A 12,008-nucleotide genomic window follows, 5' to 3' on the forward strand; every position below is an offset into this window, starting at 1 on the left:
TTTTAGAATCCAGTTCAAGTAAAATAAGTATATCGAACTTATGTTCTGATATCTATTTTTTTCGCTTTTGTTTTTTTTCCGGCATCCGGACGAGTGCCCCCAACCAACCACGACGTTTCATCCAGTAGAAAATACCGCCTGTAGTCAGGAAGATTAAAGAAAGCGAGGCGGCGTACCCGTACTTCCAATCCAGTTCCGGCATATCCTTGAAGTTCATTCCCCAAATGGCGCCAAGGGCCATCATCGGCGTGGCGACAGCCGTGAAAATCGTTAGCGCCTTCATGATTTCATTTCCTCTGAAGTTTGAAACGGTCGTTGATAAATCGAGCAGGACCTCGATATCTTTTTGATAATGCTCAATCAACATCAACAGACGGGCAACCCGTTTTTCAGCCAGACGAAAGGGCAGGACCTCTTCATAATCCGTTTGCCGGATAAAGGCTTCCGGACCTGCCAAAATCAGTTCCTGAAACGGAACGATCAAGTCCGACCAATTTTCAATCGTATCCCGTAAACCGAAAATACTGTCGAGCGAATTTTCATTGATGCTTCCGCGGAGTTCGTCTTGTCTTGAAAACAGTTCGGTTTCAAAATTATCAATGCCGGTAAAATAGGTGTTCATCTGTAAGGCTAAAATGGCATAAAAGGCTTCGAACGGGGTTGACGTTTTAAACGGTTCGATTAAGGAAACTATATGTTCAGACAATCCGATCGTAATCAACTCGTTCTCTGAAACGTAATAACAAATGGATCGGCGGTCGCTTCGGTCGACCGGATTTTGCCAGGTGACGATTGAACCGTACAGGACATCCAGTTCAGTTCGCGTAAAGTTCATATCTTTTGTCCGAAGTTCGTTCAGCCAATCCAGTTGAAAGGACGGCATCTCCGCCAGATGACTGACGTATTGTTCATAAGCAGAAATCGACGGATATCGATGCCAGGTAAATTGTGAGTTGAATTCCATGTTTTGAGCTCCCGTATAGTAGAATGATAAAGTATGTACTGTAGTCAGATTTATCCGCGGATCTATCCGGTGAAAAATGAATTTTTATAAAGGACGTGTTGTGAAATGAAAGGTATCGGTCAATTAGCAGTGGGAGAGATGCTCGATCAACGAGTCATGATCAAACAAGCATTAAAAGGAATCGCCGCCAACGGAAAACCGTATCTGACATTGATTTTAGCAGATAAGACAGGCGAAATTGAGACAAAAATGTGGGATACGAGTGATCTCACTAAATATGCGCCGAAGTTCATTGTCCATGCAGCCGGGGAAGTGATGGATTATCGTGGACGGACACAATTGAAATTAAAACAGATTACCGTGCTTGAGGATACGAATGTCGAAGAATACATTCAATCTGCGCCGATCCCGCGGGAACAGATTGAAACAGAAGTATTGGGGTTCATTGAGTCGATTCATCATGCCGATATGAAAAAACTCGTCAAACATCTTGTGATCAAGGATTTTGATGCTTACTTCACCCATCCGGCAGCCGTCAAAAATCATCATGCGTTTTACTCAGGATTGTCGTATCATGTCCTGTCAATGTTGAAGCTTGCGGATCAAATCGCGCGTCTTTATCCGACATTGAACCGAGATCTGTTGATTGCCGGTGTCGTCTTGCATGACTACGCGAAAATCAAGGAATTGTCGGATCCCGTTACGCCGGAATATACGTTACCGGGAAAACTAGTGGGACATATTTCATTAATGGTTGCAGAATTGGAAAAGGTCGGAGCAGAGCTGCATATCGACGCAGAAGTATTGACGGTCTTACAACACCTGGTGTTAAGTCACCACGGTCGTCCAGAATGGGGATCTGCCGTCGCACCACAAATGCGGGAGGCGGAAGTGCTGTTCCTGATCGATAATCTGGATGCCCGGATGACGATGATGGACCGGTTGCTGGAATATGTGGAACCGGGGCAATTCTCGGAACGTTCCTTTGCTTTGGATAACCGCTCTTTTTATCGCCCGAAACTTTAATTCAGGTATGAACGAAAACAGAGATCAGTTAACGAAACTAACGGACAGTATCTAAAATCGATGTAAGGAGAGTGCAAGATGAAAACCAAGCTATTTGAAGCAGTCCAAATCGGAGACCTGTTGTTCCGAAACCGTGTCATCATGGCACCGATGTGTATGTACAGTGCAAAAGAAGATGGAATGGTGACAGATTGGCACGTCACCCATTACGCGTCACGTGCTGTCGGCGGCGTAGGCGGTGTCATCTTGGAGGCAACGGCCGTCACACCGGACGGACGGATTTCAGACGGCGATCTCGGCGTCTGGTCGGATGCACACATCGAAGGATTAAAACGGATTGCCGATCAAGTCAAGGCAGCAGGAGCGAAAGCGGGCGTTCAATTGGCACATGCCGGTCGAAAGAGTACGACGGCGACGCCTCCGGTCGCACCATCAGCGATTGAGTTTGATGATTCCTATGCGTCTCCACGCGAACTGACGACGGAAGAAATCAATGTCATTAAACAGAAGTTCGTCGATGCAGCTCTTCGAGTCGAACAAGCGGGCTATGATTTTATTGAAATCCATGGTGCGCACGGTTATTTGATCAATACGTTTTTATCTCCATTATCGAATGAACGCCAAGACCAATACGGCGGATCAATGGAAAACCGGATGCGTTTTTTGCTTGAAATCATTGATGCGATTCAGGAGCGGACGACTCTTTCCTTGTGGGTCCGGATTTCAGCGGCAGATCATGCAAAAGGCGGAATGACGGCAACGGACTACATTCCGTTAGCGGAAGAGTTACAGAAACGTCAGATTGATCTGCTCGATTGCAGTTCAGGCGCGGTCGTCGCGAATGCGGTACCGGACGTTTATCCCGGTTATCAAGTCCCGTATGCAGCGGAAATCAAACAGGCAACCGGTATGAAGACCGGTGCGGTCGGTCTGATTACGACAGCGACGCTTGCCGAAGAGATCATTCGCAGTGAGCGGGCGGACGTCATCTTGCTTGCCCGTGAACTGTTACGCCAACCGTACTGGGTCTACCATGCGGCAGCGGAACTGAAGGACGAGGTCAGCTTACCGAAACAATACGAACGGGCACCGGTTCGTTAACAGCTGTCGGCAGATAAAAAAATCCCTGCTTCCGTTTTGGGAAGCAGGGATTTTTTGCTTATTGCTGTGGTTGCTGCTGCATTTGTTGTTGCATTTGTTGTTGTTCTTGCTTATCAAGGTCAAACGCATCCTTGAAGTCTTTGTTTTCGATTTCAACATCGTATTTTTTCATCAATGAACGGTAGATATCGTTTGGATTGACTTGAGCGGCTTTTTCTTCAGCCAATGCTTTTTTGATCCGGTCCGATTCTTTTTCGAGCGTAAAGTCTTTTTTCTCTTTACGATCCGTTACTTTAATGATGTGGTATCCGAATTGTGTTTTGATCGGGTCTGATACTTTACCTTCAACGCCATCCTTGAACGCATAAGTTTCGAACTCCTCGACCATTTTACCTTTTGTGAAGTATCCGAGATCTCCACCTTTTGTGGCACTACCTGTATCTGTTGATTTTGATTTGGCAATCTTCGCGAAATCGCCGCCTTCATCCAATTGCTTTTTGATGGCTTTTGCATCTGCTTCTTTTTCAACAAGAATGTGGCTCGCTTTTACTTCCACTTTTTCTTGGTTGAAACGATCTTCGATTTCTTTATCCGTTACTTTTGATTTTGCTGATTTTGCTTCTGTTAAGAGCATTTGTGTGCGGAGTACTTTTTCGAACTCTTTTTCACTTTTGATTCCAGCAGTTTGCAGTGTCGTATTGAACTGTTCCTTATCTGGGAACTGATCTTTTGTTTTCTTGACTTCTGCATCCACTTCTTTATCCGTTACTTTTTTGCCGTATTCTTTTTCAAGCAACTCATTCATTGTCTGTTGGAAAGCAATTTGTGCGCCGGCTTTCTCGTACGCTTCTTCTTGAACGTCGGCTTTATTGACTTCTCCACCTTTGTAGTTGATGACAGCTTCGTCATTCGAACCACATGCTGCTAATGTGAAAACACTTGCTACTGCTGCTACGCTTAAAAGTTTCTTTTTCATACATACACCCCTAATTTACCATTTATTTCAACCGTTCTATCATATCATATCTTCGTTATCTTGACAGCTTTCCACAACATTGAAAGTGAGTTGCTCTTACACCATGCTATCACATCAGATGCCGGAGGAGAGGACTATTTTTGTGGGAAATTGTGAGGTCCTGCAACGTTTTGAGACAGAACGGTAAACGGAACGTCACGGTTCAAGAATCACAAAAAAACGTCCTAGGCCTCAAGGCTTAGAACGCCGACTATCAAAGGTCATGCAAAAGTCATGCCTTTTTGATCGAATCGATGACCGGGTCTTGTGGACGCCGATCTGCTTCTTCCGTAATCATTTTTGACGTCTCTGCAAAGATGTCCATAAAACTGTCGCCGTAGAGACGACGGACAATGGCGGATATGTCAGTCAGTTCCGGGAATTTTCCGTAAAGCTCTTGGAGCGGTAAAGAAGCACGGAAAACACCATTTTCTTCAGGACGGAAGGCTTGAATCGTTTCCAACAACAAACTTTCGCCTTCCGGTGTCAACTGGACATACGTATTCCGCTTATCCGTCTCTTTTTTTGAGAACGTCAAAAGACCACGGTCTTCTAATTTTTTCGAAAAATTAAAGGCTGTTGAAACGTGCATGACACCGTATTTTGCAATTTCGGAAATCGAGGCACCGCCTAAAGCGTGCGAAATCCATAAAATATGGTGTTCGTTGATGTTTAAATCAAACGGCTTAATCCAATTTTGCCAATCTTTTTCTACCGTTTTCCATAGTGCTTTGCTTAATTGGACAATTTTATGACTGTATAACAGCGCTTCTTGTCCAGGATATAATTTTTCGTGTTCCATATCTGACTCATCCTTTCGAAAGGTGACAATGGCTCAAACGCGCAAAATGCAAACTATACAAAAACAAATCGAAGCAGCGGATCGTTACTGTTGGGGAGTGAGATGATCGACGTCCTGTTTTGCCTCATCAGCAAATTTTTGAAGACGTGTCAGCGATTCTTGCACCTCTGACTGGTACTGAGAGACATCTTTTGTTACTTCTTCTTTAAAGGTCGTGCCAGAAAGTTTGGCTGTCTCTATTAGATTCTTTCCCTCCTGCGTTAAATCCTGCACGTTCGTTACGATTGTAGAATAAGAATTTCGACGTTGTTTACCATTCGAAGAGTCACTTTTAGTACCTTGGCGAAGCGCCTTCAAACCGTAAAAAGTCACAAGCGACAGCGTAGCACCAAAAGCGACCCAGTTACGCTGGGGACGCTTCGACATAGTTTTACCTCCTTTTGATATTAAAATATTTGTTTCATATTATTTTACCGAAAATCCGATATTAGAAACCTATTTCGGCAATATTTCTAAAATGAGTCAGTAATTCGTGTATTTAGGAGCCGTTAAAGACGGTTTTTGACGGCTTCGGCGACAGCGGCCAGTTCATCAGCCGTGTAGTCTTCATTGTGCACTTCCCATTTCGCGCCAAATCCGTCATGTTTATCGTGGCGTGGGATGAGATGAAGGTGGAAGTGGGAGACGGATTGTCCGGCCACTTTGCCTGTATTCGACAGAATATTCATCCCGGCTGCGCCGGTTTCCTGCTGTAAGGCACGGCTGATCTCCGGAATGGTCGCAAACACAGCTTGAGCATCTTCAACCGATAAATCGTAGACATTATCTGCGTGTTGTTTCGGGATGACGAGCGTATGCCCCTTTGTTACTTGCGACAAGTCGAGAAAAGCCAAGACCTGTTCATTTTCAAATACTACATGGCTCGGTACCTCATGTTTGGCAATCTTACAGAAAATACAGTTTTCTTTTTGCAAGCGAATCACTCCTTTAATTGGATGTTCCTTCAGTATACTAGACTGAATCAGTCTTGCGGGCGATTGACAAGGATATGAAGGGTTTCTAAACTAAAAGAAACCTGTAAAAAAAGAAAGTAGGGGAAACGAAGATGCCTTCTCGCATCACGAACTATGAAAAAAAGAAAAAGCGGAATCAGCGAATTGGACTTATTATCGGTATCTTAGGACTTGTTCTAATCATCGGCTGGGTTGCCTGGAGTCAAATTAAGCCTGCTGCGGAACGACAAGACACGGGACAAGTTTTCCGCAAAGCGCTGCAGGAGCAGGATCGAGAAACGTTCCGTAAATTGGTTTATTTGAACAATCAACCGTTAAAACTTGCGGAGACGAACCGTCTGATGAGCTGGTTTAAAGCGGATTCGGAGCGACTTGAACGTACAATCTCTGAAATCGAGTCGGATCAACGCAATTATCCGAAAAAAACGGAAGCGGCACGACAAGATATATTCGAACTGAAAAAACAAGATGGCCGATTCTGGTTTGACACCTATGTCCTTCATTTAAATAAACAGACATTAGAAGTAAAGACAGATACGGAAGCAACGATGATTCAAGTGGACGATGCGCCGGTCGGTCAAGCCGATCCGGACGCTTCATTCAAGGTTGAACGTTTTCCGGGTGAGTATGACGTGTCTGCACGTGTTGAAGCCAATGGAAAGACCGGACGAGCAAGTGAAACCGTTCAGCTAGGTGATCAAAAAAAGAGCACAGTATCGTTTGAACTGGCGGAGCAAGTGGCACCGGATCAAAAGGAACAGTACGGTGTCGATATCGAAAAATTACTGGAGGCGGAAGTAAAGGCGAGAACAGGGAAAAGTGTGGGGCAGATGACGGATTATATTGGTCAAAGTCAATCTGAATTCGAAAAAACATTTGGTCCTCCAACCAACCGGATCGCCAATAGAGCAGTATATGACGGATTTGAAGTGGCATACGAGAATCAGGAAGTCGAAAGTCTCTTAATCGATTTGAACAAAACAGCATCCGAACTGGAAGCCGTAGCCGGAAAACCGGAATCTAAATCAACAGAAACGATCGGCATCGTCTGGAAGTACCCGGCAAGCTTTTTTGACGAGTTGCTCGGATGGCTGAACATTAAATCAGAGAAACGGGTCATCGAACGATCAGGGAAGATGTGGCTTGAAATACGGTGAGGAAGAAGAATTACGTGTCACATAAAAAAACCACTAAAGACGTGATGTCTTTAGTGGTTTTTGTAATAGATAGAATTATCGTTTGTTGACCGCACGAAGGATAAACGAAACGATTAAGATTAAGATGATTGCACCAAGGATAGCTGGTACGATTGCAAAACCGGCTACTGATGGTCCCCAGCTTCCAAACAATGCTTGACCGATCATTGAACCGACGAAACCTGCGATGATGTTACCGATGATACCGCCTGGTACATCTTTACCGAGAATAAGACTTGCTAACCAACCAATAATACCACCAACGATTAAAGCCCATAAGAATCCCATTTAAAACACTCCTTTAAATTTAATAGTTCTATTATTTACGGCGTACTGAACGAAGAATCAACGAAACGATGAAGATTAAGATGATTGCACCTAGGATAGCTGGAATGATTGCGAATCCACCAACAACAGGTCCCATTGTACCGAAGATTGCTTGACCGATCATTGCTCCGACGAAACCTGCAACGATGTTACCGATGATACCGCCTGGTACGTCTTTTCCGATGATGAGACTAGCTACCCATCCAATTAATCCACCGACGATTAAAGCCCATAAGAATCCCATTTAAAAACACTCCTTTTAAAAGTTTTACGTACAAATTACTATTCCAGTAAATTATTTACGACGTACTGAACGAAGAATCAACGACACGATGAAGATTAAGATGATTGCACCTAAGATAGCTGGAATAATTGCGAATCCACCAACAACAGGTCCCATTGTACCGAAGATTGCTTGACCGATCATTGCTCCGACGAAACCTGCGATGATGTTACCGATGATGCCGCCTGGTACGTCTTTCCCGATGATGAGACTAGCTACCCAACCGATTAATCCACCGACGATTAAAGCCCATAAGAATCCCATTTGGAACACTCCTTTTCTTACTTTAGATTTACCTGTTTTCAGGTAGTTGTAAACACATTGAAAGATTAAAGCCCTTAAATAGTCGTTCCAATCAGCGAGATAAATTATCGAACGTAAAATGGCTAGATGATTATACCAGTTACCTCCTGAAGAAACTCGTATTTAAAATGCTACTTTCAAATTCTGTAAGCCGTTTTCATATATTGATGTAACGATTACACTTAGAGTAATTACCGTAAAAAGATGTATTCAAACCTTTTCTTAATAAAAAAATGACTCAAACTAGAAAAGTCAGAATGAATTGTCTAGGATAGTTAATGAAGGGAGTGCATCAGCGTGTTATTAAAAATAAATGGTTTATCAGGCGGGTATGGTTCCAAAAAAGTCCTCCATCATATTAATATATCGGTAAACCAAGGGGAATTGGTGGGGCTAATCGGTTTAAATGGTGCCGGAAAGTCGACGACGATTAAACACATCTTGGGTCTGTTGCCCGTCAAATCAGGTGAGATTTTGATTAACGGAGTCAGTTTAGAGCAGGATGAACAAATGTATCGTAAACAAGTAGCCTACATTCCGGAACAGCCGATGTTATATGAACAATTGACCTTGCGTGAACACTTGCGTTTAATGGCGCAAGGCTATGCGGTTGAGGAAAAACAGGCACAAGAACGAATCGAGCACTATGCAGCCCGACTTCGAATGACGAAACAACTGGAATGGTTTCCAAGCGTGTTCTCAAAAGGGATGAAACAAAAAGCGATGATTCTCTGTGCGTTGATTACAGGCAGTGAACTGTTAATCGTCGACGAGCCGTTTGTCGGACTCGATCCGCTCGCCATCCGTGAGCTGTTGACGATTTTTAGTGAACTGAAAGCGGACGGAAAAGGAATCTTGATGTCGACGCATATCCTCGAGACGGCGGAACGGCATTGTAATCGATTCATCTTGTTGCATGAGGGGCAGATTGCCGCGGAAGGAACGACGCAAGAACTCCGTCAACGGTACGAATTGTCGGACGGTTCACTCGATGACATCTACGTAGCGGCGATTGAGGAGGCGGAAAGATGACGAGTTCTGTTTTATGGAGAACCCGTTACCAGACTGCCATGGCAGAAATGACGAAGTATACCCGTTACATGGCGAACGGCGGATTATTGTTTACGGTTTATTTCGTCGTTTTATACGGACTTGTCGTGTACGGTCGATTTCTGGATCAACTGAATCCCGACTTCCCTGGAAATCTTGTGATGGGCAGTTTGTTTATATTGCTGGCTTTTTATCGATCAACCCGGACATTTTTAGTCGAAGCGGATCAAGTATTTTTGCTTCCAGTCTTGCCGGATCTTGCGAATTATATGAAACGTGTTCGGGTCTACAATGCCTTTTATGGATTGATTCGGGCAATCATTCCTTTTTTGGCAGTGTCTGTTTTATATGTGCGAACGGAAGATACGACACCGGTCGAATTGTTTGTGCTGTTTGCTGCATTAAGCATGGTTGGAGCGGCAGCAAATTTATCGAAGCTTGAAGGAGTCGGTCATCGGATTGTGCTCTTGTACGCAACAGGAGCCGGTGTTCTTGTCATGCTTGGAATGGGTCTGTTCAGCATCGTTGTGACGAGTTTATTACTGCTGACGATTTACTTAAAAAAACAGGATCAGTTGCCGCTGATGGACTGGATTTCACTTGAACAAGAATCACGGGACCGTTTTTATCGCATCGCCAATTGGTTTGTTGATGTGCCCCGGCTGTCGACGACCTACAAACGCCGGCGTCTGTTGAGCCATCTGGTTGAAAAAATTGGATTCGACCACAAACGCACCTTTGATTACCTCTATCTGAAACAATTCATCAGAAGCACGGATGGCATTGGATTGATCGTCCGTCTGACGTTAATCGGAGTCCTCTTCATGTGGCTTGGTAAGGACAATGCATGGCTTGTCACGCTGGCCGTCCCGGCATTTGGCGGGCTGACCAGTTTTCAACTCGCTCCTTTCACGCGGGCGATTGACTCGCATCTCTTAACACGACTGTTGCCGTTCGGAGACGCGACCGCATCGAAGCGAAAAGTCCTCCGGTTGGCATCGTTCCTCCAATTGGTAATCTTATCACTGGCAGGGTTTATCCTCAGTGGTTTTGCGACGGTGTTTGTCGGAGCAATCGCAGCACTTGTCATCGGCGAATACTATGCACGAAAAAAATAAAATGCGTTCTTATTGAACAAAAATACCCCCCGTTCACGAAAAGGTGAACGGGGGGTATTTGACAAGATTAATTTACTTTTTCAGTTGTTTCTTCGTCTTCATAAGAGGTCCGCAACTCTTTGCTGACAGGGGCTGGGAGATCATAAGAAGCTTGACCGTGTTCCGCGACATCAAGTCCACGCAACTCATCTTCGCGTGTGATCCGGAGACCAATCGTCACATCAAGTAACTTGAGGAAGACGTAACTCAATACGCTGACGACGACGACTGCAAAGACGACACCCAGTGTTTGAACACCAAGTTGTGTGAATCCACCGCCATAAAATAATCCCGCTTGACCGATTCCTGTGATTTCAACAAGGCGGGGTGAAGCGAAGAATCCAGTGGCGAGTGTTCCCCAAATCCCGGCAACACCATGGACGGAAAAGGCGCACAACGGATCGTCGACACGGCGGGCGAGCAGGATGCTTGTGCCGTATGTGATGATACCGGCCAGGAAACCAATCACGACGGCTCCCCATGGTTCAACGAAGGCACAGGCAGCAGTGATGGCGACAAGCGCAGCCAAGACCCCGTTGATGATCGACGGAATGTCCGCGACCCGGCGATGCCAGAAGGAAATGGCAAGCGCACCGAGTGCTCCGGCAGCCGTCGCAAGCAATGTCGTTAAAGCAACATAGCTGAAGAATCCGTCAGCGATCGTCAGCGTCGATCCGGCATTGAATCCGAACCAACATAACCAAAGGATGAAGGCGCCAACAACAGAGTAGATGACGTTATGACCAAGTAAAGGAGTTTTTTCTGCTCCGATCCGTTTTTTCAAGATTAAAGCAGCGACGAGAGCGGCGATTCCGCCTTGTAAGTGGACAACGGTCGATCCGGCGAAATCCTGCATACCGAGCGAACCGAGGAAACCGCCTGCCCAAACAGAACGGGCAATGATCGGATAGATGATGGCGACGAAAAATGTTCCGAACAACAGGTAGACAGACAATTTGGCACGTTCCGCAAAACCACCCCAGGCGATGGCAAGGGATACGGCAACAAAGGACAATTGGAACAGGAACTTGACATCAATTGTCACGTTGGACCAGTCGAGGCTCGAAAAACCACCTTGGAGGAAAAATCCTTCTGTTCCAATCAAGCCGGGTCCGTCTCCGAACGTCAATCCGAAACCGATTGCCCAAAAAGCGAGCGCGGCGACGGAGAAACTGATCAATTGTTTGACGGCGACATGGCCTGCGTTCTTAGCGCGTAACATCCCCGTCTCGAGTAATAAGAACCCGATTTGCATCGTAAAGACCAATAAAGTAGCGAATAAGACATAAAACGTATCGACCGAAATTAACATCTCTTCTAAATTCATCATCGTTCCTCCTTTATCAATTTAAAGTATGTGTTTACTTTAGACGGAAATCCTTTCCAAGAAACGTCTTGTGTCAGAAAATCTGACATGGTATTTTGAAGGAAAGGAGTGACGAAGATGAATTACCGGGAGAAAAAGGTGATGACGATTGGTATTGTCTGTGAATTGACCGGTTTATCGGAACGGCAGATTCGTTACTATGAAGAACGGAAGTTGATTTTTCCGGAACGGACGAACGGGAAGACCAGAAAATACTCGTTTACAGACATCGAACGGTTAGTCGAAGTCGCGGAAAAGATCGAAGACGGCTGGCGGACGCATGAGATTCGTGAAAAAGAACGTAAAGTAACCGAACAACAACGTTCTGATTTGATTCGTGGACAGCTGAATGCTGCGTTTGGTCTATATAAGAAACGGTGAACATTTGATGAACGGGTAACAGAA

The 12,008-nt window shown here is 45.1% G+C and carries 15 protein-coding genes; 6 read left to right on the forward strand and 9 right to left on the reverse strand.

What is annotated here, in order from left to right; genetic code table 11:
• Positions 1 to 52: 52 nt before the first annotated feature.
• Positions 53 to 964, reverse strand: a complete 912-nt coding sequence (locus tag D3D03_RS00185; protein ID WP_119922413.1) for a magnesium transporter CorA family protein — start codon at positions 962 to 964, stop codon at positions 53 to 55.
• 105 nt (positions 965 to 1,069) lie between these two features.
• Here D3D03_RS00185 and D3D03_RS00190 point away from each other — a divergent pair, with 105 nt between their 5' ends.
• Together D3D03_RS00190 and namA are read left to right on the forward strand one after the other, a co-directional pair.
• On the forward strand, positions 1,070 to 1,990 hold the full coding sequence (locus D3D03_RS00190) for an HD domain-containing protein (RefSeq protein WP_119922414.1): 921 nt from the start codon (positions 1,070 to 1,072) through the stop codon (positions 1,988 to 1,990).
• 78 nt (positions 1,991 to 2,068) lie between these two features.
• On the forward strand, positions 2,069 to 3,091 hold the full coding sequence (gene namA / locus D3D03_RS00195) for an NADPH dehydrogenase NamA (protein WP_119922415.1): 1,023 nt from the start codon (positions 2,069 to 2,071) through the stop codon (positions 3,089 to 3,091).
• Positions 3,092 to 3,149: 58 nt separating this feature from the next.
• On the opposite strand, the gene D3D03_RS00200 is transcribed toward namA, so the two are convergent.
• The 4 genes from D3D03_RS00200 to D3D03_RS00215 all read right to left on the reverse strand — a co-directional run bounded on the left by D3D03_RS00200 (position 3,150) and on the right by D3D03_RS00215 (position 5,882).
• Positions 3,150 to 4,067, reverse strand: a complete 918-nt coding sequence (locus D3D03_RS00200; RefSeq protein ID WP_119922416.1) for a peptidylprolyl isomerase — start codon at positions 4,065 to 4,067, stop codon at positions 3,150 to 3,152.
• 271 nt (positions 4,068 to 4,338) lie between these two features.
• Positions 4,339 to 4,908, reverse strand: coding sequence for an HTH-type transcriptional regulator Hpr (locus tag D3D03_RS00205; protein ID WP_012369593.1), 570 nt, complete (start codon positions 4,906 to 4,908; stop codon positions 4,339 to 4,341).
• Positions 4,909 to 4,992: 84 nt separating this feature from the next.
• On the reverse strand, positions 4,993 to 5,334 hold the full coding sequence (locus D3D03_RS00210; protein WP_026833753.1) for a hypothetical protein: 342 nt from the start codon (positions 5,332 to 5,334) through the stop codon (positions 4,993 to 4,995).
• 122 nt (positions 5,335 to 5,456) lie between these two features.
• Positions 5,457 to 5,882: an HIT family protein gene (locus D3D03_RS00215; RefSeq protein WP_119922417.1), complete on the reverse strand. Its 426-nt coding sequence runs from the start codon at positions 5,880 to 5,882 to the stop codon at positions 5,457 to 5,459.
• Between the two features lie 131 nt (positions 5,883 to 6,013).
• On the opposite strand from D3D03_RS00215, the gene D3D03_RS00220 reads away from it, so the two are divergent.
• Positions 6,014 to 7,078 (forward strand): TcaA second domain-containing protein, encoded by a 1,065-nt coding sequence (locus D3D03_RS00220; protein WP_119922418.1) that lies wholly within the window; start codon positions 6,014 to 6,016, stop codon positions 7,076 to 7,078.
• Between the two features lie 75 nt (positions 7,079 to 7,153).
• Here the strand turns inward: D3D03_RS00220 and D3D03_RS00225 are convergent, their stop codons facing one another.
• Genes D3D03_RS00225 through D3D03_RS00235 form a run of 3 tightly spaced genes read right to left on the reverse strand, consistent with a single transcriptional unit; the run spans position 7,154 to position 7,991 of the window.
• Complete coding sequence (locus D3D03_RS00225; protein ID WP_026833750.1) at positions 7,154 to 7,405, reverse strand: GlsB/YeaQ/YmgE family stress response membrane protein; 252 nt, start codon at positions 7,403 to 7,405, stop codon at positions 7,154 to 7,156.
• Positions 7,406 to 7,436: 31 nt separating this feature from the next.
• On the reverse strand, positions 7,437 to 7,688 hold the full coding sequence (locus tag D3D03_RS00230; protein ID WP_026833749.1) for a GlsB/YeaQ/YmgE family stress response membrane protein: 252 nt from the start codon (positions 7,686 to 7,688) through the stop codon (positions 7,437 to 7,439).
• Positions 7,689 to 7,739: 51 nt separating this feature from the next.
• Positions 7,740 to 7,991, reverse strand: coding sequence for a GlsB/YeaQ/YmgE family stress response membrane protein (locus tag D3D03_RS00235; protein ID WP_119922419.1), 252 nt, complete (start codon positions 7,989 to 7,991; stop codon positions 7,740 to 7,742).
• A gap of 330 nt (positions 7,992 to 8,321) precedes the next feature.
• Here D3D03_RS00235 and D3D03_RS00240 point away from each other — a divergent pair, with 330 nt between their 5' ends.
• Complete coding sequence (locus D3D03_RS00240; RefSeq protein ID WP_119922420.1) at positions 8,322 to 9,062, forward strand: ABC transporter ATP-binding protein; 741 nt, start codon at positions 8,322 to 8,324, stop codon at positions 9,060 to 9,062.
• Entirely contained in the window at positions 9,059 to 10,198 is a 1,140-nt protein-coding gene (locus D3D03_RS00245; protein WP_119922421.1) for an ABC transporter permease, read from the forward strand. The genes D3D03_RS00240 and D3D03_RS00245 overlap by 4 nt, the downstream gene beginning before the upstream one ends.
• A 67-nt stretch (positions 10,199 to 10,265) precedes the next feature.
• Here D3D03_RS00245 and D3D03_RS00250 read toward each other — a convergent pair whose 3' ends face one another.
• Positions 10,266 to 11,564: an ammonium transporter gene (locus tag D3D03_RS00250; RefSeq protein WP_028106859.1), complete on the reverse strand. Its 1,299-nt coding sequence runs from the start codon at positions 11,562 to 11,564 to the stop codon at positions 10,266 to 10,268.
• A 117-nt stretch (positions 11,565 to 11,681) separates the two neighbouring features.
• Here D3D03_RS00250 and D3D03_RS00255 point away from each other — a divergent pair, with 117 nt between their 5' ends.
• Entirely contained in the window at positions 11,682 to 11,984 is a 303-nt protein-coding gene (locus D3D03_RS00255) for a MerR family transcriptional regulator (RefSeq protein ID WP_012369603.1), read from the forward strand.
• The last annotated feature ends 24 nt before the right edge of the window (positions 11,985 to 12,008 follow it).

The sequence above is a fragment of the Exiguobacterium sp. RIT452 genome, assembly GCF_003598705.1.
GTDB lineage: Bacteria > Bacillota > Bacilli > Exiguobacteriales > Exiguobacteriaceae > Exiguobacterium_A > Exiguobacterium_A undae.